Origin of the sequence: Pseudoalteromonas luteoviolacea CPMOR-1 (assembly GCF_001625685.1) — a bacterium.
GTDB lineage: Bacteria > Pseudomonadota > Gammaproteobacteria > Enterobacterales > Alteromonadaceae > Pseudoalteromonas > Pseudoalteromonas luteoviolacea_K.
Genome location: NZ_AUYC01000015.1, coordinates 48,729 through 73,032 on the forward strand (window position 1 = coordinate 48,729; position 24,304 = coordinate 73,032).

Sequence of the window (24,304 nt, forward strand, 5' to 3'; positions counted from 1 at the left end):
GGTACGTGGCGAATAGTCGCCACGCCACTTAAATGATAGGGATTTGTAATTAGTATGAGCGTGAAACGTGTTACTCATAAGGCACTTGAAAAGCTGCAAAGTAAAGCGCAAAAAACATTACAGCGCTCATTAGATCAACATGTTAAATTAGCGGTTACTGGGTTTAGTGGCAGCGGTAAAACCGCCTTTATTACTGCCTTGGTTAAACACCTGACAACTCAGGCAAACAGTCAGAACCTGCCATTTTTTGATGTGATTAGAGAGCAGCGCCTTATTGCTTGTAAACAGGTGCCACAAAAAGCGCTCGATATCCCCACATTTGATTATGCCACAGCGTCCGCACATCTCATGCAGACACCACCTAGTTGGCCACCTTCGACAGAACGTATCAACACACTGACGTTAGCTTTAAAGTTTCAAAGCCGGAGTGGTCTGCGTCAACATATTGCAAACGATCATACCTTACATTTAGAGCTGATTGACTATCCTGGTGAGTGGTTGATGGATCTACCGCTATTAAATATGACTTATGAGCAGTGGAGTAGAGCACAACTAGATATATTATCTACCCCCGCCTATGACACATATTGCGCTGCGTTTTTATCAGCACTCAATCAGTTTGATGCCAGCGTTGCGATTAATATGGCTGAATTAGACGAGCTCTCAGCGCTTTATCAAAGCACCCTTATTCAACTTAAAAAACACACAAAAGTCGCTCAGTTGCAACCTGGCAGAATGTTGATCCCTGGTGATTTAGCTGGCGCGCCCATTATTCAGTTTTTTCCTTTATTGACGCATGGTCAGTACCTTGATGAGAGTCAATATAAGCAATTAGAAAGCCGCTTTGAAGCTTATAAAAAGCAGGTGGTCATGCCATTCTACAAAGATCATTTTTGCGCATTTGACCGACAATTAGTATTGGTTGATATTTTGGGAGCGTTAAATGATGGGCCAGCGACGCTTGCACAGACTAAACTCGCGTTAAAAGAGACTGTGGGTATGTTCCAACATGGTAAAAGCGGCCTATTACAGCGATTGTTTAAACCTAAGATAGATAAAGTACTATTTGCGGTCAATAAGTGTGACGCTGTTGCGTTACCAGAACAAGATAATCTGACACGCCTGTTACATGAACTTTTATGTGAGCAAGAAAATGAGCTCAAATTTTCGGGCGTGACAGTGGATACGATGACCATTTCATCGGTTAAAAGTTGCCAATCTAAACAAGTCAATGAGTCGGGGAAGACGTTACATTGTGTGTATGGCCGACCATTGAGTGAGCCTGAATATATAACCTATTTACCACCAGAGCCACCAGAGCATGTGCTTTCAGCTTCTCAGTGGCCCCAAGAAGGCTTTAATTTTCTATCTTTTTACCCACTTCCAGCTTATCAAGGGCAGCTTGAACATATACGCCTAGACCACACTTTACAGTTTTTGATTGGAGATAAGCTCACATGACGGACTCACAAAAAAGATTTGCAGGTAGGCGCATAGAAACGGAACAACCCGAGGAGCATTTGTCTACAGGCCCAAGAATGGGTGAGCGTATAGAGTGTGATGCCATGCCAGTGAGCACCGAGCAAACGTTCGAACCATTCTCAGGTGATGAGTCAGTTGAGCACGGCTTACAACCAAGTAAATCAAAGCTTGGTTGGAGACATGGCTTGGTGTTTAGTTTGGCGATTTTAATACCTATAGAGTTGGTGTTAACCGTTTATGGTGCGATACAGCAAAGCGTTATTCTAGCAAGTGCGTACTTACTTTTTATGGTTTCATTGATTGCCTGGAGTGGTAAGTTTCTGCTTAGAGAAGCGAAGGCTTTACGCACATTAAAGCAATTAGAGCAACGTCGAGAACACGCATTGAGACTGTTAAATAGTAATCAAATTGGTGAGGCACAGGCTTGGCTTAAGCCGGTGCTAGCGAAGTTGCCTAAAAGTGAGGTTACGACGTTTCAACAAAGCGTGAAGAGCCATTATACAGATCAGGAAGTATTGCAACTGTATGAAGTGACGGTGTTGAAAACGCAAGATGAGCAAGCGAGAAAAATGATTGCTGACTATGCAACGACATCGGCGCTGATGGTGGCACTCAGCCCAATGGCCATTACTGATATGCTAGCCGTATTGTGGCGTGGTGTTAGTTTGATTGAAAAGCTGAGTCTGCATTATGGGATCACATTGGGTTATCGTAGTCGTATAAAATTATACAAGTTGCTAGCCAAGCAAATCGTGTTTGTGGGGGCATCTGAGTTGCTCAGCGATCTTGCTGCGACGAGTTTAGGCGCAGAACTGCTTGGTAAACTCTCAGCCAGATCGGCTCAAGGACTCAGTGCGGGCGTCTTTACTGCTAGATTGGGTTACAAAGCAATGGTGCTATGCAGGCCAATTCCACGCATGAAAAATAAAACAAACTTCTTATCTGATTTTGCAAAAAAACTGACAAACCAATTAATTAAGCAAAACTAACTGAGCTGGTGCGCATAGGTGGTTGCGGTTTAAGTGACAACATATGTGTACAGGCTAAACAGATTAATCTTTCTTACTTAGACTTCTGAACTTCCAGCATGCTTGTACATTTATCCATCATGGAATATCTAATTACATAAGATATAAACATTTTGAATAATAACAACAGGCAAGCAATGAAGAAGTTACATGATCATACCAACTGTATACACGGTCCACACCACACAAATGATCCACATGGTGCATTAACAGCACCTTTGTACCAAACATCAACATTTAAATTTGAGAGCGCAGCGCAGGGGGCTGCACGATTTGCAGGAGAAGAAGCGGGTTACATTTATACACGTTTGGGGAACCCCACAACACGAGAGTTAGAAGAAAAGCTCGCACAATTAGAAGAAATGGAAGATGCAGCCGCAACCGCTACTGGCATGGGAGCCGTATCTGCATCGGTGCTCAGCTTTTTAGAGCACGGTGATCATTTGATTGCCTCGAGTGCGTTGTATGGATGTAGTTTTGCACTATTTGCTCACATGCTACCTAAATTTGGCATTGAGGTCAGTTTTGTCGATATGACAGATGAAGCCGCGCTCGTAAATGCCATTCAGCCAAATAGTAAAATGTTATTTGCAGAAACACCGATCAATCCAAATATGACAGTATTGGATTTAGCTATGTTGGGCCAGTTTGCGAAAAGGCATAATTTAATTAGCGTGGTTGATAATACCTTTATGACGCCTTTGCTGCAAAAGCCAAAGCGTTATGGCATTGATATTGTGATCCACAGCGCTACTAAATATTTAAATGGTCATGGTGACGTCGTGGCGGGGATCGTATGTGGTAGTAAAGAGCATATAGAAACCATTAAGTTAACGGTATTGAAAGACATTGGAGCGACGATAAGTCCACACGATGCTTGGTTGATCAATCGTGGTTTAAAAACGCTGCATGTTCGTATAGAACGCCACTGCCAAAGTGCTCAAAAAGTTGCGGAGTTCTTAGAAGGCCACGCAAAAGTAGAGAGAGTCTATTACCCTGGGTTGGCATCTCATCCTGGACATAAATACTTAGGTGAGCAAATGAATGGCGCAGGTGGTGTAATCGCCTTTGAAATTAAAGGTACACTGGCTGATGGTGAAGCTTTTATTAATGCCACTTCACTGTGTACTTTAGCGGTTAGTCTTGGTGATCCTGAAACGTTAATTCAACACCCTGCATCGATGACGCATTCACCTTATACTCAAGAAGAGCGTTTAGCCGCCGGGATCTCTGATGGGCTCATTCGTATCTCTGTTGGTCTTGAAGCGGTTGAAGATATCATCTTGGACCTAAAAAGTGCATTTGAGTGTATATAAAAATTTACACAAGGTGTCTTTAAGTGCCTTTTAAATAAGGGGTGTATTATTTTGCGTTCAATGTTGTAATCTTTTATTTACGGTTTTGAGGTTCTTTAGGTAGGCCATTTTGAGCCTGCCTATTAATATTTTGCTCACTTTTACTTAGTATCGAAATAACAGGTTTGAATGCTCCACCACAAGAAGTGGAGATCGAGATAAAGAAGGTTACTATGGCTAAATCTAGTAAATACACTTCCAAGCAGCCTAATGAGCAAGGCGTCATTGAGTGGAGTGAAGAAGAGAATAAAATTTGGTCTGAGCTAGTTGCAAGACAGCTTAAATGCATTGAGGGTAAAGCGTGTGACGAATATATGGAAGGTCTAAAGAAGATCAACCTACCTCATGACCGCATTCCTCAACTACACGAAATTAACGCTGTACTCGAAAGAGAAACTGGTTGGCAAGTGGCACCAGTACCGGCACTGATCGACTTTGATGAATTCTTTAGATTGCTTGCCAATAAACAATTCCCAGTAGCCACGTTTATTCGTTCTCGTGAAGAGTTTGACTACCTTCAAGAACCTGATATTTTTCATGAAATATTTGGTCACTGTGCCATGTTAACAAACCCAGCATTTGCTGAGTTTACGCACAAATATGGCCAATTGGGTTACGCAGCAGAGAAAAAAGACCGCGTTTATCTTGCTCGTTTGTATTGGTTTACAGTCGAGTTTGGTTTGATGCAAACTGATGATGGTTTGCGTATCTACGGCGGCGGTGTTTTATCAAGCCCAGGCGAAACTCAGTATGTATATTCTGATACTCCTGAGATCAATAAACTTGAAGTTTTAGATGTACTACGTACACCATATCGTATTGATATCATGCAGCCTTTGTACTACACCATTAATTCGATAGATGATCTGTTTGATATTTCACAGATGGATATCATGGCTTTAGTTGAGAAAGCAAAAGAATTAGGGCTGTTTGAGCCAAAATTTCCACCTAAAAATAAATTAGCAAGTTAAGGAACCCCCCATGTCTGATTTAAGTGCACAAAAATGTGAAGCGTGTCGTGCGGATGCGCCAAAAGTGTCAGATGAAGAGTTAGCAGTACTAATTAAACAGATCCCTGATTGGGTACCTGAAGTACGCGACGGTATCATGCAATTAGAAAGAGTGTATAAGTTTAAAAACTTCAAACTAGCTCTAGAGTTCACAAATAAAGTAGGTGATATGGCAGAAGATGAAGGCCACCATCCTGGTTTGTTAACTGAATGGGGTAAAGTAACAGTAACATGGTGGAGCCATTCAATTAAGGGCCTTCACAAGAATGACTTTATCTGTGCAGCAAAAACTGACGAAGTTTTCGCAGCACTATAAGATTTTATTTCGGAATGTTAAGGGCGCCATGTGCGCCTTTTTTATTGCTTATAGGAAATTAACAGCGCTAATTTCCTACCGCGTGATGCATTACAAGCTAGATGTGGCGGTAATTTCGGCATCATTATTGAGGTTAGTGAGTTCATCAATGAGATCTAAAACCTCGGGCTCAACATAGTCAAAACCTTTGTCTTGTTTCAACGCCGTTTCGATGGTTTCCGCTAAAGCTTTTAACTTAGGTACGCCCGTGTAGCAACATGCGCCGTGAAATTTATGAATTACTTTTAATAATAATTCAGGGTCTTCTTGCTCACTGGCCTCATTGAGGTGGTCTATGGTTTCAGGCACACTCTGTAATAACATATTGAGCATTTCGAGTGCTAAATGAGGTTTATTACCAGAGCGCTGTAAAGCAAGATTCCAATCTAACAAGTGACTTTCAAAAGGCGCTACACTGCTGACCATCTGTTCTTCTTTTTGCGCTCGCTCGACAGGTGAAGTTGCACTGTGGTCACAGATGATCTGTTTGAGCATATCTTCATCAATGGGTTTGGTCATATATCCGCTAAATCCATCTTTGACCAATTGTTCCTTTTCTCCTGCGAGTGCGTGGGCAGTGACAGCAATGATGGGGGTATCATCATTCATCGATGATTCTTTAATACTTATACAGGCTGTTATGCCGTCCATAATTGGCATCTGAATATCCATAAATATCAAGTCATATTTATGTGTTTTGCAAAGCCCAACCGCCTGCGCACCGTTGTGAGCCGTTTCAATGGTTTCAACTTGCTCTTCTAACAAGGTGTAGAGCAACTTTAAGTTAGCGTCATTGTCGTCTGCAATGAGTACTTTAAGCGGCAAGTGAGTAGCGCTGTCTGTTTCGATGGAAAGATCTGGGTGATCCAAGCGATAAGGGGCTGCAAGCATTTCACACAGCTTCCTGTGATGAAGTGGCTTGCTAATACATGCATCAGCCCCGCTACCAATTAAAGATTCCCGCATGTTGTGAGAGATGGTGTTCACCATCAAATATAAGTAATCGGCTTTCTCTCGTGCTTGGCTAATATAGCCTTTCACCGTTTGCATATCGTCAACGGTCGCCATATTACCGACTAGGCAAATGTCATAACTAAACTCTTGCGCCAGTGCGTTATAAAAGGCTTCGTCGCTGTCACATACAGTTACTTGCATATGCCAGGTTTCAATTTGTGCGATGACTGCATTACGTGTGTGTTCTTGAGGCTCGAAATAAAGCACACGCTTGTTTTCGAGTGGTTTGCACGGCAAATCATCATTAAAGAGTCGATTTGGTAAGTTAAAAATGGCATTGAATGTAAAGCAAGAGCCGCTGCCAAGTGCTGAGTTTAACGTGATCCGCCCTTGCATGACCTCTACAATATGTTTGGTGATGATGAGACCTAGTCCTGTTCCTCCAAACTTGCGTGTGATACTGGTATCAGCCTGTGCAAAAGGAGTAAATAACGTGTCCTGCTTTTCTTGCGCTATCCCCAAGCCAGTGTCACTGACAGAGACCAATAATGAGGTTTGAGAGTCACCTTTTAAGCGGTGGCTGATATCAACTTTTACCGAGCCTTTTTCAGTAAATTTAATAGCATTACTAATCAAGTTAATTAGTACTTGTTTAAAGCGCGTAGGATCTCCGACTAGGTTGTCAGGCACTTGCCTGTTGACAGCAATGGACAATTCTAGTTGTTTTTCATATGCGCTAGGGGCAAGTAAAGTCATGACTTCATTCACGGCATCGCGCAGTTGGAACTGGATATTTTCCAGCTCCATGGCACCCGCTTCTAATTTTGAGAAATCAAGAATGTCACTGATGATGGTAAGTAGACTATTTGCTGAAAGCTCTATGGTATCTAAATAATCTTTTTGGTGTTTGTTTAAAGGTGTTTTGTAAAGCTGTCGGGTAAATCCAATGACCCCGTTGAGTGGTGTTCTGAGTTCATGACTCATCTTAGCTAAGAAATCAGATTTAACACGGTTGGCAACTTGGGCTTCTTTTTTTGCAATATTCAGCTGAATATTCTGCGTTTCGTACTGCTCTAAGGTTTCTCGGTAGTCGCTGGTCGCTTGATCGATGTGCTTTTGCATTTCATCTCTCTGTCCGACCATTTTTTCACTGATAGTGATTAATCCTTGGCGCATCATGTCAAACTCGCCTTGCATTTGCTCATTGACGCCAATGTCGGTTTTACCTTCTATGAGTTTGTCAGTCGCCAGTTGTAATTGAGAAAGTGGAGTAGAAAAAGTCCGGCTTAGACGGGTTGAGAGAAAGATACTTAAAAACAATGCGGCAAGAATGATTGTACCGCTTAATAGCAGGGCCTTTTGTTGGCCAATGATGGCTTGATCTTGACTTATCTCCACCATTAAAACGGCAATTGTTTGTGCATGGGCATCCGTCCATGCTTCACCAATTCCATAGTGTTTAACCGGTGCGAAAATGATGTAGTTATTACGTAACTTCTGGGCTTCGGTAGCATGAAGTGCGGCTACGTTTCCACGGTAATGCAAATCATTAAATTCACTGTGGTAATTACTCGTCATAATGAGCTGGTTGTGCAAATCAAAAACCGCAATACTGTTGACTAAAGCAGCATGTTGGTTATGGGCTTTGGTAATAATACTGTGTAGCTTGGCTTTATCCTTAGAATCGAGTGGTTGCTCAACGGTCATGGCCAGTGAGTTTGCAATACTGGTACCTTGTTGTTTTAGGATTTGTTCAAGCTCTACGTAGCGATTTATAGTAAAATATCCACCAAGTATTAAACCGATTAACACCGTCGGGATCAGGGTAAGCAATAAAACGCTATCGCGTAAGCTTAATTTAGACATATTGAGCGATATAAAACTTTGATAATTATGAACTCTAGAGTAGCGAGTTCATAGGTGTTTAGCAATGTATAAGGGGCGGTACATGGCACAAATTTTTCGTGCTAAAAAAACATCTGGCAAGGGTCAGGTGATTGAAGTAGAAATTGAGTCGCTTGATCACCAAGGGCGAGGTGTTGCGAAGCACAATGGCAAAGTTGGTTTTATTGAGGGGGCGTTACCGAGTGAACGCGTGAAAGTACGTGTCTCTCAACAAAAAGCGAAGCTATTTGAGGGGACAGTTGAAAAAGTGATCACAGCAAGTATGCAGCGCGTTGATGCATTTTGTCCGCATTATCAACAGTGTGGTGGTTGTTCATTGCAGCACTTAGAGAAGCCAGCTCAACTGCACCATAAACAAGCTGCAGTAGAAAAGTTGTTTGCTAAGTTTTCAGGCACCGACACATTACCATGGACACATCCAATAGAAAGTAACGGTAAACACTATCGTCGAGCCGCGCGTATTGCGACTTACTTTGATAAAAAAGAGAAATTACTGAACTTGGGCTTTCGCGCAGCAAAATCAAAGAAATTGGTCGATGTGGTCGAGTGTGGCGTGTTAAGTCAGGTATATCAATCCGTTTTTGTCGATTTGAGAAAAATACTAAATAGTCACACACAACTAAGAAGTGTCAGCCATATTCAATTATGTGAAGCTGATAACGCCCCATACGTCCTTTTACGTCACACCAAAGCAATTGAAGATGAAGTGAAGCAAGGCGTACATACTGAATTCGAACAAAAAGGGTGGCGAACTGTTTGGGATGATGGCAATGAGGAGCCATATTATTCTGTATTACCAGAGTATCAAGTTGGTGGCACGGAGTTTCAGTTTAGTTTGAATAACTTTATTCAAGTGAATGCTGCAGTTAACTCAGCCATGTTAGATCAAGCGCTGAAGTGGCTTGAGTTAACAGGGAAGGAGAAGGTCCTTGATCTGTTTTGTGGCATCGGTAATTTTTCATTATTGTTCGCAAAACAAGCTAAGCAAGTTATTGGTGTGGAAGGGGTTGCTTCTTCGGTTGCAATGGCGACGCAAAATGCGCACACTAACGGAATCGACAATGCACAGTTTTTCCAGTTTGACTTGACGCAAGAAATGTCTTCAGCCCAGTGGTTTAACAAAGACTTAGATACATTGGTACTGGACCCTTCTCGCACCGGAGCGTATGACGTATTAAAGCAAATGCCACTGCAGCAATTTAGCAAAGTGCTCTATGTGTCATGCGATCCTGTCACCTTGGCACGAGATAGCGCGTTATTAGTGCAAGCTGGGTTTACTGTTAGCAAAGTTGCACTGATGGATATGTTTCCTCATACAGGACATATAGAAACAATGGCGTTGTTCCAAAGGAGGTAGTCAAATAATGGTAGCGACTCGCCAATCTCACCATACCACTCTGCCAGCAGATTTTGATGCGCGATTAGCGTTATTAAAATTGTCAGAGGATAAAACCGATCGACTCAGTGAGGCATATGCTTTGTGCCCCGCAGAAAGCAATGAAGATCTGTTAGAAAAAGCCATCGAGATGGTAGAGATCTTGGCTGAGCTTAATTTTGACTCAGAATCCCTCGCTGGGGCCTTTTTGACCCCTTATTTTCTTGCTCAGAAACTTGATATTGAAGCGGTTGAAAAAGCGCTAGGCGAAAACATTGCTCTGTTGCTCAAAGGGGTTGAGCAAATGGCGTCAATTAGTACCTTGGCTCATCAGAGCAAAGGCAATGTCCAAATTGATAAAATTCGTCGTATGTTATTGGCTATGGTAGAGGATGTGCGCGCCGTGGTGATCAAGCTCGCGGAGCAAATTTGCTACCTTAGAAGTGTGAAAGATGCTTCAGAAGAAGAGCGTGTGGTTGCAGCAAAAACAACAGCTAATATCTTTGCTCCCCTTGCTAACCGTTTAGGGATAGGACAATTAAAATGGGAGCTTGAAGATCTCTCATTTCGTTATTTACACCCTGATAGCTATAAAACCATCGCGAAGAAACTGGCTGATAAACGCCTTGCACGAGAGGCTTATATGAGCGATATGGTGTCGGCTGTACAGAAAAAGTTGGCTGATGCCAATGTGAAAGCTGAAGTGTATGGTCGCCCAAAACACATCTTTAGTATTTATAAAAAGATGTCTCAAAAAAATTATGAGTTTGAGCAGTTATTTGATATCCGCGCTATGCGTATCGTGGTTGACCAATTGCAGGATTGTTACGCCGCTCTTGGTATTGTGCATACAAACTGGCGCCATCTGAATAAAGAGTTCGATGATTATGTCGCAACGCCTAAACCCAATGGCTATCAGTCTATTCACACTGTTGTATTTGGGCCTGAAGGAAAGACGGTCGAAATCCAGATCCGTACTCATGATATGCATAAAGATGCTGAGATGGGGGTCGCGGCACACTGGATGTATAAAGAAGGTGCACTGCCTGGGCGCGGTTCTGGCTATGAGCAGAAAATTAGTTGGTTGAGAAAGCTACTGCAATGGCAAGAAGAAGTGGTTGATGGGAGTGAGTTTGCTGAGGAGCTTAAAAACCAAGTCGTGGAAGACCGCGTGTATGTATTTACACCGCGCGGAGATATTTTTGATTTGCCATTGGGAGCGACACCGCTGGATTTTGCTTATTATATTCACTCAAATGTCGGACATCGCTGCATTGGTGCTAAGGTATTTGGCAAAATTGTCCCGTTTACGTATAAGCTGTCGACAGGCGATCAAATAGAGATTTTAACGCAGAAGAATCCATCACCTAGCCGTGATTGGCTTAACCCATCTTTAGGCTATATATACTCTTCTCGAGCTCGCAGCAAAATTCATCACTGGTTTAAACAGCAAGACAGAGATAAAAACCTGCAAGCGGGTAAGGAGATTTTAGATAGTCACTTACAAAAGCTGGATATCAGCTACAAAGAATTAGAGCCAGCCATTGAGCGCTTTAACTTTAAAGAGTTAGATGACTTGATGGTGGCGATTGGTGCCGGTGATGTCCGTATCAATCAATTCTTAAACTTTATTCAGGATAAGCCAGAGGTTGAGCCTAAATTAAAGCTCAGCACACGTAAAAAACATAAAGGCGATAAAAACGGGATTGTTGTTGAAGGCGTGGGCAGCTTGCTGAGCCATGTTGCTAAATGTTGTCAGCCTGTACCGGGTGATGAGATAGTGGGCTACATTACGCAAGGTCGAGGTATCGCGGTACACCGTGCTGATTGTGACTCATTTGCACATATTACGCAGCAGCATCCTGAGCGAGAAATTGCCGTGAGTTGGTCTGAAGATGTGCAATCATTTTATGAGATAACTATCCGTATCGAAGCCAATGACAGACAAGGCCTTATTCGTGATATCAGTGCCATTTTAGCCAATGAAAAAGTCAACGTGCTCAATATGAATGTGCAAACGCAGCATGAAAAAGGGGTTGCCATTTTCACAATGAAAATTGAAGTAGGCGATTTGTCCGCGACGAATCGATTACTGACTAAACTGCTGCAAACCGAAGGTGTGTTTGAAGCGAAGCGACAACATTGAGAATAAGTAATGAGTGAAAATATACATCGACTGCTAGAGATCATGGCCACACTTCGCGACCCACATAGAGGGTGTGATTGGGATAAGCAACAAGACTTTAGTTCTATTGTGCCTCATACGCTTGAAGAGGCACATGAAGTGGCTGATGCCATTGAGCAGCAAGATTATATAGCGCTTAAAGATGAGCTGGGGGATTTGCTATTTCAAGTGATCTTCTATGCTCAGCTCGGTAAAGAAGCAGGATTATTTGATTTTGAGTCCATTGTCGCTGGGCTCAATGACAAACTGGTTAGACGTCACCCCCATGTTTTCGATAAAAAAGCGGTATTGACTGAGCAAGAACTAGATGCACAGTGGGAAGCGATTAAACAGGCGGAGCGCAAAGAAAAGCCCGAATTTGGTGCTGATGTGATCCAAAGCCTGCCAGCACTCACACGTGCTAAAAAAATTCAAAAACGTGCGGCTTCATTAGGGTTTGATTGGCCAGACTATCATGGTGCGTTAGACAAGGTTGAAGAAGAGGTTGATGAAGTGAAAGAAGCCTTGGCGCATAACCCCTATTCTGAGCATAGTGCAGAAGAGCTGGGTGATCTATTGTTTGCCACGGTGAATGTCATTCGTCATGCGAAACGTGACCCTGAACAACTGTTACGTCAAGCGACACGTAAATTTAGTAATCGCTTTGTACAAATTGAAGGGGTTTTGGCTAAACAAAACTTAACCTTAGAAGACGCAAGTCTTGCGCAAATGGATGAGGCTTGGGAGCTGATAAAAAAGCGTGCAAAGTAAATCCGCTGCTTGAGTAGACAATTTTTGCTGGATTGCTAATCACGTTTTTGCTATACTATCGCCCCGTCTTGATTCTTATTTAAATTCCATTTTCCTTGATATTCTAGGGTTCGCATGAGTACAAAATTTATCTTCGTAACGGGCGGAGTTGTTTCCTCCTTGGGTAAAGGTATTGCAGCTGCATCATTAGCTGCGATTTTAGAGGCACGTGGCCTTAACGTGACTATTCTTAAGCTGGATCCTTATATCAATGTTGACCCGGGCACAATGAGCCCAATTCAGCATGGTGAAGTTTTCGTAACCGAAGACGGTGCGGAAACCGACCTAGACCTTGGTCACTATGAGCGTTTTATTCGCACCAAAATGACTAGCCGTAATAACTTTACGCAAGGTCGTGTATTTGAAGACGTGTTACGCCGTGAGCGTAAGGGTGAATACCTAGGTGCAACAATCCAAGTTATTCCTCATATCACTAATGACATTAAGCGTCGCGTTGTTGAAGGCGCTGAAGGCTACGACATTGCAATCGTAGAGATCGGTGGTACGGTTGGTGATATTGAATCACAGCCATTCCTTGAAGCTATTCGTCAGTTAGGCACAGAGCTTGGTCGTGAGCACGCTTTGTTTATGCACCTAACATTAGTACCTTTCCTTGGTGCTGCGGGTGAAGTGAAAACTAAACCGACTCAGCACTCAGTTAAAGAATTACGTTCAATCGGTATCCAGCCTGATATCCTTGTTTGTCGTTCAAACTGTAAGCTGCCTGCAAATGAAAGAGCAAAAATTGCACTTTTCACTAACGTAGAAGAAAAAGCTGTTATCTCTCTACAAGACGTAGATAGCATCTATAAGATCCCTGCGTTACTTAAATCACAAGAGCTAGACAACCTAGTTTGTCGCCGTTTCTACCTAGAGTGCCCTGAAGCAGACCTATCTGAGTGGGAGCAGGTACTGTATCAAGAGTCTAACCCTACGGGTGAAGTGACGATTGGTATGGTTGGTAAGTACATTGAGCTACCTGATGCATACAAATCAGTTAACGAAGCGTTAAAGCATGCTGGTTTGAAAAACCGCGTAACGGTAAATATCGAATACGTTGACTCTCAAGATATTGAAAGCAAAGGCACTGAGCTTCTTGATCATCTAGATGCGATCCTAGTCCCTGGTGGATTTGGTAACCGTGGTGTTGAAGGCAAGATCCTTGCTGCTAAATATGCGCGTGAAAACAAAGTACCATATTTAGGCATTTGCTTGGGTATGCAAGTTGCGCTTATCGAGTATGCACGTAATGTTGCAGGCCTTGAAAACGCAAACTCAACAGAGTTTGATGCAAATACACCTAACCCAGTTGTTGGTTTGATCACAGAGTGGCTTGATGCAGATGGTAATGTTGAAACGCGTACAGAGCAGTCTGATTTAGGTGGCACAATGCGTCTTGGTGCGCAGCTTTGTCACTTAGTTGAAGGCTCAAAGGTTCGCGAAGTATACGGCAATGCAGAAATCACTGAACGTCACCGTCACCGCTACGAAGTGAACAACAACTTTGTTGAGAAACTAGAGCAAGCAGGTTTGGCATTTACAGGTTTATCTGAAGATAAAAAGCTGGTGGAGATCATTGAGAACAAGGATCACCCTTGGTTTATAGCGGCTCAGTTCCACCCTGAGTTTACCTCAACCCCGCGTGATGGACATCCGTTATTTGAAGGGTTTGTTGGTGCAGCATTCAGCTACCAAAAAGAAAACTCATAAAAGAAAAAGCCGTGCACGAGTGCACGGCTTTTTTGTTTTAATACCTAGGTATTGCTATGCGACTGAGACACACTAATACGGTTGCATAGCAATGCGAATTAAGCAGAAATAAAAACACTCACCACTTTGGGAAAAGAGGAATCAAGATGTCAAAAATCGTAAAAGTGATTGGCCGTGAAGTTATGGACTCACGTGGTAACCCAACCGTTGAAGCCGATGTTCATTTAGACTCGGGTGCTTGGGGCCGCGCATGTGCACCATCAGGTGCGTCAACAGGAACTCGCGAAGCACTTGAATTACGTGATGGTGATAAGTCTCGTTACTTGGGTAAAGGTGTACTAACCGCAGTAAATTTCGTAAATAAAGAAATTGCACAAGCACTAGAGGGTCAAAATGCACTAGAACAACGTGCAGTTGACCAAATTATGCTTGACCTAGATGGTACAGAAAATAAAGAAAAGCTAGGTGCAAATGCAATTTTAGCAGTATCACTTGCAACTGCTAAAGCGGCTGCGCAAGAGAAAGGCGTTGCTTTGTATGAGCACATTGCAGACATTAATGGCACTGCAGGTCAATTCTCTATGCCAGTACCTATGATGAACATCATCAATGGTGGTGAGCATGCTGACAACAATGTTGATATTCAAGAATTCATGGTTCAGCCTGTTGGCGCATCAAGTTTCCGTGAAGCACTACGTATGGGTGCTGAAATCTTCCACAGCTTGAAAAAAGTACTGAGTGCACGTGGCTTAAACACTGCGGTAGGTGATGAAGGTGGTTTTGCACCTGACCTTAAGTCAAATGAAGAAGCACTAGAGGTTATCGTAGAAGCCGTTGCAGCTGCTGGCTACGAAATGAATAAAGACGTAACACTTGCTTTAGACTGTGCGTCTTCAGAGTTCTACAAAGATGGCAAATATGACCTAAGTGGCGAAGGTAAAGCATTCGACTCAGAAGGCTTTGCAGACTTCCTAGCAGATCTTGCTGCACGTTACCCTATCGTATCTATCGAAGATGGTTTAGATGAGAGCGATTGGGATGGGTGGAAGATCCTAACGGATAAGATCGGCGACAAAGTTCAGCTTGTTGGTGATGATCTGTTCGTAACTAACACGAAGATTTTAAAGCGTGGTATCGATGAGCAAATCGGTAACTCAATCTTGATCAAGTTCAACCAAATCGGTTCTCTTTCAGAGACGCTTGATGCGATTAAGATGGCACAAGACGCGGGCTTCACAGCTGTTATTTCTCACCGTTCAGGTGAAACTGAAGATGCAACAATCGCTGATCTTGCTGTAGGTACTGCTGCTGGTCAAATCAAAACAGGTTCACTATGCCGTTCAGACCGTGTAGCTAAGTACAACCAGCTACTACGTATTGAAGAAGCATTAGGTGATAAGGCTGTTTACAAAGGTCGTTCAGAGATCAAAGGCCAGTAGAGTTTAATTTCTATTGTCAATAAATCCGCTGTATGAAAATGCAGCGGTTTTTTTTGCTTTGTAAATTATGCGATGGTTATTGTGAGCTGGTTGTATAGTTGTTAATATGGGGACGAGTGTTGCTAACTAATTCAGTTGGCTAATTCATAAATATGGAATATTTAAAATGAAGTTTAAAAAAATCTCTACCATCGCTTCTCTATGCTTAAGCGCAGCATTGAGCTTCAATGCATCTGCGACAAATGCTCATTACTGCTTTGGCAAAGTATCAAATGTACAATTATCAACTAATGGATACGTTTCCGCCTCATTTAGTGGTGTTGGTTCTACACCGTTAAAAGTTACAAATTCAGTGGTATGTAGCTTAAATGGAGGGACTGATGGCCATACTGGTGAATACTGCAATGCTATGTATAGCGCATTATTATTAGCTATGACATCTCAAAATACAGTAACTATGTGGTTTAGAAACAATGAATCTAGTTGCCCTACGGGAGACTGGATTTCACTTATATCAAAAGGTTTATACCACTTTAGGGTTGTTAAAGTGTAATCTCGTAGTAGGTTTCTTTCTAATATAGTAAAGTTATGTGCGAATTAAATGGATGCTTAATTCGCAAATTGATTGAGCAGAATCGTGTGTGTAAATTGCGTTTTTAAATAAAACCCTCTGGGGAGTGTTTTGATTAACCCCCCTTGTGGACCAATGGCATCAGTTAAAGCTTTACTGTTTGCTGCCTTTGGTCTGATTTGCATCACTTCACCTAGATGGCCTGATATCTCATCTACACGTCCAGTTGCGATTAATTCTATCTGCTCTTCCCAGTCACGTTGTAATTGCGCTTCTTGATGAGCATCAGGTTGCCATAAAAAACCGCTGCCAATCGTTCTATCCACTGGTGCAATGTCTCGTTCAGCTAATATGGGCAACCATAAAACGTGGTTTAGCTTTTTTCTAACGCTAGAGCGTTGCCAAGTGAGTCCTGTTAGATTGGTTAGAGGCACGACGGAAACATACGTGGTCTCCAATGGTTTGCCAGCATAGCTGAGAGGAAGGGTTTTAAGTTCTACCCCAATATGCTCAAAATCAGGTACAGGTTTTGATCCCGCACTGGCACCTAATACATATTCAATCAGCTGACCTGGCCAGCCTTTTTCTCTAAGTAAGTCATCTGGGCTTTTAAAATGATACTGCGCAGCAAGTTCGCCAAGCGTTAACCCTGCGATAGCCTCGACTCGTTGTAGTAATTCAGGAATGGTTGTCGGTGGTGAGGGTTTTATCATGGCATTGTATTTGTTGACTTTGATCTTGGTTTATTTTAACAGAATCACCCTGAGATTGTGGATTAAGTTGGTTTGTTTGTTTTTTGTACTGGGCGTGTGTGTTGTTATTTTGTGCAGCTTAAAGTAGGGTGTGAATATTATAAGATTATGATTTTAATGCTTTTTATGGTCTTTTTGTATGTTTTACTTATCATCTAATAAGCAATGATTTGGATAAATACAGATATATGAACAACATTATCCACAGTTTCTGTGGAGAAGTTGGTGTTTTATAGCTGGTTCTGTGGATTTGTTTGTAAAATCGACTTATTTACTGAGAGTTATGCACAAGCTGTGAGTAACTTGAGTAAAAGCAGGAATAATATTTGCTGATGCCAGCCAGATATGGAACAATCAGATAAAATAGACATAAGAATGAGGCGCTAAGGTGATTGATGCCGAAGGATTTCGTGCCAATGTGGGAATTGTCATATGTAACAACCAAGGGCAAGTTTTTTGGGCAAGGCGTTACGGCCAGCATTCTTGGCAATTTCCCCAAGGGGGCGTGGATGAAGGTGAAACCCCTGAACAAACAATGTATCGAGAACTTCACGAAGAAGTGGGTTTGAGACCGGAAGACGTAGAAATCGTTGCGAGCTCAAAGCATTGGTTAAGATACAAGTTGCCCAAAAGGTTAATTCGTAAAGACTCCAGCCCGGTATGTATTGGACAAAAGCAGAAGTGGTTTTTACTCAAGCTCAGATGTAAAGATGAAGAGGTAGATTTACTTAGAACGCATCATCCGGAGTTTGATGACTGGCGTTGGGTCAGCTATTGGTATCCTGTTAGACAGGTAGTCTCGTTTAAAAGAGATGTGTACAGAAGAGTAATGAAAGAGTTTGCCCCATTTGCTATGCCTTTTAATCGTAAAGAGCATAATCATAAAGAACACTGGCGAAGACGATAAATAGGATGTGAAAGTGCTAGCAACGTTAAGGTCAATTGCGCAATCGGTATCTCAGCAAGAGAATTTAAATGATGCTCTAAACCTTTTCGTTGTTATGGTTAAAAATGCGATGCAAACGGACTGCTGCTCAATTTACTTTGCAGATTATAGCCAAGATAATTTCGTATTGATGGCCAGTGACGGGCTTAATCCTGATGCTGTAGGGCAATTTCGTATAGGGTTCACAGAAGGGCTTGTTGGGCTCGTTGCACAGCGTGAAGAAACTATTAATATCGCTCAAGCTCAATTGCACCCTCGATTTAAGCATTCTCCAGAGGTGCAGGAAGAAGGGTATAATGCCTTTTTATCTGTACCTGTCGTCCACCAGCGAAAAGTGCTGGGAGTGATTGTAGTTCAACAAAAAAATACCCGAGAATTTAGTAATGATGAAGAGTCTTTTCTCATTACTTTGTCTGCGCAGCTGGCCTCTCAACTTGCTCATGTTGAACTACAGACTTTGCTGAAACAAGACGCCAATAATCATAAAACTTCAGTACTAAAAGGAGTGGCCAGTACCCCCGGCATCGCTTTAGGTAAGGCATATGTTGTTTTGCCTAAGTTGAACTTTTCTAGTATCGAATCCAGCAAACACAATAACCTAAGTGAGCAAAAAAGGCTTTTCAAGCAGGCTGTCGAGGCGACTCGGCATGAATTTCATGTACTGGCTAACCGCCTATCTCTGACTTTACCTAAAGAAGCTTTAGCTGTATTTGAAGTGTATCAACAATTATTAGATGCACGTAGCTTAGGGCTGCAAGTGACACAGGAATTGGAGCAAGGTTGGGATGCCAAGTCTGCACTAAAACATGTGATAGAAGATTTAGTAAAGCAGTTTGAGGCGATGCAAGATCCTTATATCAAAGAGCGAGCTGTAGATGTAAACGATTTAGGGCTGCGTGTATTACATCATCTTGTGAGTACGGAGTCTGTTTCAAAGTCTTATCATGAGCATACTATTTTAGTTGCAGAAACACTGACGCCAACTATGCTAGCCCACATCCCTAAGGAAAATTTAGTGGGGGTTGTGAGTGTGCATGGTTCGGCCAATTCACATGCTTCTATTTTAACTCGCGCCATGGGGATCCCTGCTATTTGGGGGATTGAAAATGTGCCTTTACTGCAATTTGAAGATAAGGAAATTATCCTTGATGCTTATGCAGGCAGAGTATATGTCTCACCTTCTAAAGTATTGACATCAGAATATGAGGCGCTGCGCCAAAAAGAAAGCCAATTACATGATAAGTTTGATGCCGAGCATGACCTACCACCTGTAACTCTTGATGGAGAACGGATAAGCTTGTTGCTTAATGCGGGACTTGATTTGTCGTCTGAACATGTTAGCGCTAAATTCAGCGACGGAGTGGGGTTATACCGAACTGAATCATGGTTTATGCAACGTGGACAGTTTCCGTCCCAAGCTGAGCAGGAGCAGTGCTATAGAGAGGTTTTATCATTGTACCACCCAGAACCGGTGGTGATGAGAACGCTGGACATTGGCGGTGATAAGGTTCTGGATTACTTTGATATTGAAGAAGAGAACCCATTTTTGGGGTGGCGAGGTATACGGGTTACTTTGGACCATCCTGAATTATTTCTCGATCAATTGAAAGCCATGATCAAAGCCAACGCAGGCTTGGGTAACTTGCGCATTATGCTGCCTATGATCAGTCATACCGAAGAAGTTGACGAGGCGTTGGGCTTGCTTGAACAAGCTTATTTTGAGTTGCAAGAAGAGTGGGCAGATCAATTCTACCAAATAGATAAGCCAGAAGTTGGGGTGATGATTGAGGTACCCTCTAGTATCTTTTTACTGACAGAATGGGCTGAGAAAGTCGATTTTTGCTCAGTTGGCAGTAATGATCTTACTCAATATCTGTTGGCAGTGGACAGGGCAAACTCCCGAGTTGCCAAGCTATTTGAACCTTATCATCCAAGTGTATTGAGAGCGTTGCACCGCATTGCGACAGAGTGCCAATCACTGGAGCTCCCATTTAGTTTATGTGGTGAACTGGGCTCTGAGCCTGAAGGGGCTATTTTACTTGTTGCGATGGGGTATCGAAAATTAAGTATGAATATTTCTGCGTTGAATAAAGTTAAGTGGGTATTGCGAAGGTTAAGGGTGAAAGATATGGAAGCACTGCTTGAGCAGTGCTTACAAGCATCCAGTGCCATTCAAGTACATCGTTACTTAAGAGACTTTATTGTTGAACAAGGCTTGGGTGAAATCATCTATACACAAAGCGGCGTGAACAACCTGTAATTGCATTAGCACCTGTGAAGCGAATTAGGTATTTATCCTCTAAGCATAATTGCTCTAAAAGTCCCATTCAGTATTAAGTAAACGACACCTACCTTTATGTCATGAAGAGAGTGGCGAGGGGAGGTTTTGTGTTGCATTGGTAGCCACTACACCAGTAAACAACGTAAATTCGTATGCAAGCAATATATGGTATTTTATGCTGCTAAAACGTCACGTAGTAAAAAGTTAACTTTTTAAGGTATGTTTACTTAGTTGGTTTATTTGGTATGGTACTGACTTCTTAGCTTTGCACGTTGCAAAAATGTGAAAGCGATACAAAATTGACCAGTAGCAACAATTAAAAAGGTGTTTGTATTCATATTGACCATGAATGTAGACAAAATTTTATTTTATTGAGGGAAAGCGATGGCTTTGCAGTTTCCGGAAATCGATCCGATTATCTTTTCAGTCGGGCCTCTAAGTGTCCGTTGGTACGGACTTATGTACTTAATTGGCTTTGCATTTGCAATGTGGTGGGCAAATAAAGAAGCTGAAAAGCCCAATTCAGGATGGACCAAAGATCAAGTCAGCGACCTGCTATTTTACGGCATGCTGGGCGTCATTTTAGGTGGGCGTATTGGTTATGTGCTGTTTTATAACTTCTCATCCTTTTTATCTGATCCACTCATGCTATTTAAAGTATGGGAGGGGGGCATGTCCTTCCATGGCGGCGCATTGGGCGTTATAACTGCAATTTTCATTTTCGCGTGGCGCACGAATAAATCGCCTTTAGCTGTTGGGGATTTTGTTGTGCCTATGGTGCCAATTGGGTTGTTAGCTGGTCGAATTGGTAACTTCATTAATGGAGAGCTTTGGGGACGTCAAACGGATGTACCTTGGGCGGTTATTTTCCCTGGTGCCCACGCCGGTGGTGTGCCAAGACACCCCTCTCAACTTTATGAAGCCTTTTTTGAAGGCCTAGTACTCTTTTTAATTTTAGTTTGGTATCGAAAGCAACCTCGTCCAGCCGGGAGTATCGCGGGTCTGTTCTTATTGGGTTATGGTGCCTTTAGATTTGCAATTGAGTATTTCCGAGAGCCAGATGCACATATTGGTTTGCATGCTGGGATCATCTCTCAGGGCCAAATTCTATCTTTGCCAATGATAATTGGCGGTCTTGGGTTAATGATTTGGGCGCATCGCCGAGAAACAGTTAAAGCTGCTTAATTCATGTAAACTGAGTGTTTAGTGGAGCCTCTCCTCCACTAAACACAAACAATAATTTATTAATGGCCATTTTAGCGTTATAGTAATGGCAGATAGTTCAAATGAAGTTGAAACACGTGCGTTATTCATCTACATCAAAAAAAGCCTCTAGTACCTTGCAATTTTTGCTCGTTGTCACGGTATTTTTGATGTCTGTGTTTCAGCCTTTGGCCCAAGCTCAGATGATCTGTGATCATGACATGCCCATGTCAAAAGGTGCGATGTCTGCACACTCAACCAGCTATGATGTCGTTGCAGAGTACCACCAGCACAGCGATATGCATCACACAATGCCTGCTAACAACGAGATGGATTGCTGCGAAACAGAGTGTGCATGCCCGACGAGTTTATGTGCGCCTTTTTCTCTCTTTATCAGTGAGTCTTCAGTATTTACTACGTTTAAACAGCTAACAGAAAAGCCTGTATCTGCTAATACCGGTTCACCTAACCAGTATATTAACACTGTTTATAAACCCCCCATTCTGGCTTAACCCTAGGGCTATTGCGCCCAAAAATCGGTTTTCTACTGTCTAGCCACCTCTTTAAGATGTGTTTGTTATGGTACAAACGTTTTCTAAATACTTTTGACCTGACAATGGTGGCGCTATTTCAAAAATAAAATGAGTTCCAGAATGTTTAAATTTAAATTTGTTGTCGGTGTATTATTGATTGCTGGCGTATTTAACTTTCACACTCCTGCTTATGCGCAGCAAGGTGTAGTTCAACCATTACTCAAAGTATACAAAACCTCAACGTGTGGGTGTTGTGTTAAATGGCTAACCCACTTAACACAACAGGGAGTCACCCATCAAACTTATGACCTGCCTGATTTAGGCAGTATTAAAAGCAAATTACAGATCCTACCGCGTTATCAGTCTTGTCATACAGGTGTGAGTGAAGGGGGCTATGTATTTGAAGGTCATGTACCCGCTAAATTCATCAAGCAATTTATTACAAAGCCTGTGAAGGGAGCCATTGGCTTATCTGTGCCTGCCATGCCACTTGGCTCTCCAGGCATGGAGGTGGGGCAACGCTTTCATCCATATCAAATATTAGTGTTGATGGCTGATGGGAGCAGTTTAGTTTTTGCTGAAATTAGCACGTATGAGGAGCAGTTTTAATGCAGTTGGTATTGAATCGAGCGACTTCAAACGCATTGCTGGTTGGTTTACACCAAGGCAAAGACTGGTCTGAAGTAAAAGGGAGAAAATTATAATGCATGTGTCAGTTGTAAAACTATTATTGGCTGTATTGGTTGGCACAGCGATGGGCGCTGTATTGGTCACAATAAAAGGTAAGAGCGATGTTCAGGGGGACACCAATATAGCGCAATCAGATGAGAAAAAGCCGCTTTACTGGGTTGCGCCCATGGATGCAAATTATCGCCGTGACCAGCCGGGTAAGTCACCGATGGGCATGGATTTAGTACCTGTATACGAGGAGTCTCAAGGAGAAGATAAGTTTGGCCCAGGGGTGGTAAATATCGCGCCTAATATTGTCAATAACCTCGGGGTTAGAACAGCTAAGGTGACACTGGGCACATTGCAGCAAGATATTAATACTGTTGGGTATGTGCAATATGATGAACATAGATTGGTCCATATTCATCCGCGTGTAGATGGCTGGGTAGACAACCTATACGTGAAGGCTATTGGTGATGAAGTAGAGCAAGGGCAAGCTCTTTATGACTTATATTCGCCTGAACTGGTTAACGCGCAAAAGGAAATGTTGGTTGCGCTGAAGCAAGCTGATCAGCAATTGATTGATGCTGCACGCAAGCGGTTACGCGCGCTAAAAATGTCGACCGATTTTATTGAACAGTTGATAAAAACCAAGCAAGTACGACAGACTGTCACTTTTTATACACCGCAATCTGGTGTCGTTAAAAATCTCAAGATCCGCGAAGGTTACTATGTACAACCTGGCACGACGATGATGAGCATAGGTCAGCTTGATCATGTCTGGGTAGAGGCGGAAGTCTTTGAGCGCGAAGCAAGCCTAGTGCAAGCAGGGATACCCGCTTCTATGACATTAGACTATCTTCCTGGCAGGGTGTGGCAAGGACAAGTTGATTATGTGTACCCCAGCTTGGATGTACACAACCGCACGTTGCGAGTAAGGCTTAAATTTGCAAATGCGGATAAAACCCTCAAGCCCAATATGTTTGCAAAGGTCCAGATAAAACCGAATAACTCCAACAACACACTGATGGTACCAAAAGAGTCTGTGATTAGAACGGGCGAACAGAATCGAGTGGTTTTAGCATTGGGGGAAGGGCAATTTAAGTCTGTTGAAGTTGAAATAGGGCGCACCGATAGAACGCATTTTGAGATTATATCAGGGCTGAATGAAGGGGAAACTGTGGTGACTTCCGCTCAGTTTTTGATTGACTCAGAGTCTAGCAAAAGTTCTGACTTTAGACGCCTGACACTCGATGAGAAGCCCCAATCGGTATGGATGCAGGGGGATATACACAGCGTAGTGACTCAAAGCAGGCAGATCAATGTGACACATGGGCCCGTTGAAGCATGGAATTGGCCTGAGATGACCATGGACTTTGATGTGGCACAAGAGGTTGATATCAATGTGTTAAAAGCGGGGCAAACATTACATTTTGAGGTGACTCAGCTTGAATCTGGTAGCTATCAAGTGACTGGAATACATATTATGACGGAGCCACAGATTCCCACCGCGACAGTTAAAGGGGTGATTAATCATGTTTCTCATCATGAGCGCACGGTAAACATCAGTCGTGAGGCTATTGAGAAGTGGAACAGAGCTGCTGCAACCATGGACTTTTTAGTGGATGACTCATTGTCACTTGCCGATTTTAAAGTTGCACAAGAAATCTTGTTTACGTTTGAAGTCAGAGACGATTTAGTCATCGTTGACATCAAGGGCGTTAACGACAGTGAGCATGGCGCTCATACTGGCCATTGATAG

The 24,304-nt window shown here is 42.6% G+C and carries 19 protein-coding genes; 17 read left to right on the plus strand and 2 right to left on the minus strand.

Annotation, left to right across the window (positions count from 1 at the left end; all coding sequences use genetic code 11):
• The first annotated feature begins 54 nt into the window (after positions 1 to 54).
• The 5 genes from N473_RS04900 to N473_RS04920 all read left to right on the plus strand — a co-directional run bounded on the left by N473_RS04900 (position 55) and on the right by N473_RS04920 (position 5,191).
• A complete protein-coding gene (locus tag N473_RS04900) occupies positions 55 to 1,461 on the plus strand; it encodes a YcjX family protein (protein ID WP_063366967.1) in 1,407 nt (468 codons plus the stop codon).
• The gene (locus N473_RS04905) at positions 1,458 to 2,471 is read left to right on the plus strand and encodes a TIGR01620 family protein (RefSeq protein WP_063366968.1); all 1,014 of its coding nucleotides are present in this window, start codon (positions 1,458 to 1,460) and stop codon (positions 2,469 to 2,471) included. The genes N473_RS04900 and N473_RS04905 overlap by 4 nt, the downstream gene beginning before the upstream one ends.
• Positions 2,472 to 2,647: 176 nt before the next feature.
• Positions 2,648 to 3,826, plus strand: coding sequence for a trans-sulfuration enzyme family protein (locus N473_RS04910; RefSeq protein WP_063366969.1), 1,179 nt, complete (start codon positions 2,648 to 2,650; stop codon positions 3,824 to 3,826).
• A 212-nt stretch (positions 3,827 to 4,038) separates the two neighbouring features.
• Positions 4,039 to 4,836 carry a phenylalanine 4-monooxygenase gene (gene phhA, locus N473_RS04915; RefSeq protein WP_063366970.1) on the plus strand — a complete coding sequence of 266 codons (798 nt, stop codon included), beginning with the start codon at positions 4,039 to 4,041 and terminating at the stop codon, positions 4,834 to 4,836.
• Positions 4,837 to 4,846: 10 nt separating this feature from the next.
• On the plus strand, positions 4,847 to 5,191 hold the full coding sequence (locus N473_RS04920; RefSeq protein ID WP_039608506.1) for a 4a-hydroxytetrahydrobiopterin dehydratase: 345 nt from the start codon (positions 4,847 to 4,849) through the stop codon (positions 5,189 to 5,191).
• 90 nt (positions 5,192 to 5,281) lie between these two features.
• On the opposite strand, the gene barA is transcribed toward N473_RS04920, so the two are convergent.
• The gene (gene barA / locus N473_RS04925) at positions 5,282 to 8,050 is read right to left on the minus strand and encodes a two-component sensor histidine kinase BarA (RefSeq protein WP_063366971.1); all 2,769 of its coding nucleotides are present in this window, start codon (positions 8,048 to 8,050) and stop codon (positions 5,282 to 5,284) included.
• Positions 8,051 to 8,132: 82 nt separating this feature from the next.
• Here barA and rlmD point away from each other — a divergent pair, with 82 nt between their 5' ends.
• From rlmD to N473_RS04955, 6 genes are all read left to right on the plus strand, one after another.
• Positions 8,133 to 9,446, plus strand: coding sequence for a 23S rRNA (uracil(1939)-C(5))-methyltransferase RlmD (gene rlmD, locus N473_RS04930; RefSeq protein ID WP_063366972.1), 1,314 nt, complete (start codon positions 8,133 to 8,135; stop codon positions 9,444 to 9,446).
• A gap of 7 nt (positions 9,447 to 9,453) precedes the next feature.
• Positions 9,454 to 11,610 (plus strand): GTP diphosphokinase, encoded by a 2,157-nt coding sequence (relA, locus tag N473_RS04935; protein WP_063366973.1) that lies wholly within the window; start codon positions 9,454 to 9,456, stop codon positions 11,608 to 11,610.
• Between the two features lie 9 nt (positions 11,611 to 11,619).
• Complete coding sequence (gene mazG / locus N473_RS04940) at positions 11,620 to 12,399, plus strand: nucleoside triphosphate pyrophosphohydrolase (RefSeq protein ID WP_063366974.1); 780 nt, start codon at positions 11,620 to 11,622, stop codon at positions 12,397 to 12,399.
• 114 nt (positions 12,400 to 12,513) lie between these two features.
• Entirely contained in the window at positions 12,514 to 14,148 is a 1,635-nt protein-coding gene (locus N473_RS04945) for a CTP synthase (protein ID WP_063366975.1), read from the plus strand.
• Between the two features lie 146 nt (positions 14,149 to 14,294).
• Positions 14,295 to 15,587, plus strand: coding sequence for a phosphopyruvate hydratase (gene eno, locus N473_RS04950; RefSeq protein WP_039608512.1), 1,293 nt, complete (start codon positions 14,295 to 14,297; stop codon positions 15,585 to 15,587).
• Between the two features lie 166 nt (positions 15,588 to 15,753).
• The gene (locus N473_RS04955; protein ID WP_063366976.1) at positions 15,754 to 16,140 is read left to right on the plus strand and encodes a hypothetical protein; all 387 of its coding nucleotides are present in this window, start codon (positions 15,754 to 15,756) and stop codon (positions 16,138 to 16,140) included.
• 56 nt (positions 16,141 to 16,196) lie between these two features.
• Here N473_RS04955 and mutH read toward each other — a convergent pair whose 3' ends face one another.
• On the minus strand, positions 16,197 to 16,871 hold the full coding sequence (gene mutH, locus N473_RS04960; protein ID WP_419555137.1) for a DNA mismatch repair endonuclease MutH: 675 nt from the start codon (positions 16,869 to 16,871) through the stop codon (positions 16,197 to 16,199).
• Positions 16,872 to 17,298: 427 nt separating this feature from the next.
• Between mutH and rppH the strand changes: the two genes are divergently transcribed.
• The 6 genes from rppH to N473_RS04990 all read left to right on the plus strand — a co-directional run bounded on the left by rppH (position 17,299) and on the right by N473_RS04990 (position 24,301).
• Complete coding sequence (gene rppH / locus N473_RS04965) at positions 17,299 to 17,817, plus strand: RNA pyrophosphohydrolase (RefSeq protein ID WP_039608514.1); 519 nt, start codon at positions 17,299 to 17,301, stop codon at positions 17,815 to 17,817.
• Between the two features lie 13 nt (positions 17,818 to 17,830).
• Positions 17,831 to 20,116, plus strand: coding sequence for a phosphoenolpyruvate--protein phosphotransferase (ptsP, locus tag N473_RS04970; protein ID WP_063366977.1), 2,286 nt, complete (start codon positions 17,831 to 17,833; stop codon positions 20,114 to 20,116).
• Positions 20,117 to 20,521: 405 nt separating this feature from the next.
• Positions 20,522 to 21,322 (plus strand): prolipoprotein diacylglyceryl transferase, encoded by an 801-nt coding sequence (gene lgt, locus N473_RS04975; RefSeq protein ID WP_039608516.1) that lies wholly within the window; start codon positions 20,522 to 20,524, stop codon positions 21,320 to 21,322.
• Between the two features lie 101 nt (positions 21,323 to 21,423).
• Positions 21,424 to 21,852, plus strand: coding sequence for a hypothetical protein (locus tag N473_RS04980; RefSeq protein ID WP_063366978.1), 429 nt, complete (start codon positions 21,424 to 21,426; stop codon positions 21,850 to 21,852).
• A gap of 141 nt (positions 21,853 to 21,993) precedes the next feature.
• Positions 21,994 to 22,482, plus strand: a complete 489-nt coding sequence (locus tag N473_RS04985; RefSeq protein ID WP_063366979.1) for a DUF411 domain-containing protein — start codon at positions 21,994 to 21,996, stop codon at positions 22,480 to 22,482.
• Positions 22,483 to 22,576: 94 nt separating this feature from the next.
• Positions 22,577 to 24,301 (plus strand): efflux RND transporter periplasmic adaptor subunit, encoded by a 1,725-nt coding sequence (locus tag N473_RS04990; protein WP_063366980.1) that lies wholly within the window; start codon positions 22,577 to 22,579, stop codon positions 24,299 to 24,301.
• Positions 24,302 to 24,304: the final 3 nt, after the last annotated feature.

Bases quoted from the DNA above. Each gene is read 5' to 3' on its own strand.
- N473_RS04900 (WP_063366967.1), top strand. From the start codon at position 55: ATGAGCGTGAAACGTGTTACTCATAAGGCACTTGAAAAGCTGCAAAGT.
- N473_RS04905 (WP_063366968.1), top strand. From the start codon at position 1,458: ATGACGGACTCACAAAAAAGATTTGCAGGTAGGCGCATAGAAACGGAA.
- N473_RS04910 (WP_063366969.1), top strand. From the start codon at position 2,648: ATGAAGAAGTTACATGATCATACCAACTGTATACACGGTCCACACCAC.
- phhA (WP_063366970.1), top strand. From the start codon at position 4,039: ATGGCTAAATCTAGTAAATACACTTCCAAGCAGCCTAATGAGCAAGGC.
- N473_RS04920 (WP_039608506.1), top strand. From the start codon at position 4,847: ATGTCTGATTTAAGTGCACAAAAATGTGAAGCGTGTCGTGCGGATGCG.
- barA (WP_063366971.1), bottom strand. From the start codon at position 8,050: ATGTCTAAATTAAGCTTACGCGATAGCGTTTTATTGCTTACCCTGATC.
- rlmD (WP_063366972.1), top strand. From the start codon at position 8,133: ATGGCACAAATTTTTCGTGCTAAAAAAACATCTGGCAAGGGTCAGGTG.
- relA (WP_063366973.1), top strand. From the start codon at position 9,454: ATGGTAGCGACTCGCCAATCTCACCATACCACTCTGCCAGCAGATTTT.
- mazG (WP_063366974.1), top strand. From the start codon at position 11,620: ATGAGTGAAAATATACATCGACTGCTAGAGATCATGGCCACACTTCGC.
- N473_RS04945 (WP_063366975.1), top strand. From the start codon at position 12,514: ATGAGTACAAAATTTATCTTCGTAACGGGCGGAGTTGTTTCCTCCTTG.
- eno (WP_039608512.1), top strand. From the start codon at position 14,295: ATGTCAAAAATCGTAAAAGTGATTGGCCGTGAAGTTATGGACTCACGT.
- N473_RS04955 (WP_063366976.1), top strand. From the start codon at position 15,754: ATGAAGTTTAAAAAAATCTCTACCATCGCTTCTCTATGCTTAAGCGCA.
- mutH (WP_419555137.1), bottom strand. From the start codon at position 16,871: ATGATAAAACCCTCACCACCGACAACCATTCCTGAATTACTACAACGA.
- lgt (WP_039608516.1), top strand. From the start codon at position 20,522: ATGGCTTTGCAGTTTCCGGAAATCGATCCGATTATCTTTTCAGTCGGG.
- N473_RS04980 (WP_063366978.1), top strand. From the start codon at position 21,424: ATGAAGTTGAAACACGTGCGTTATTCATCTACATCAAAAAAAGCCTCT.
- N473_RS04985 (WP_063366979.1), top strand. From the start codon at position 21,994: ATGTTTAAATTTAAATTTGTTGTCGGTGTATTATTGATTGCTGGCGTA.
- N473_RS04990 (WP_063366980.1), top strand. From the start codon at position 22,577: ATGCATGTGTCAGTTGTAAAACTATTATTGGCTGTATTGGTTGGCACA.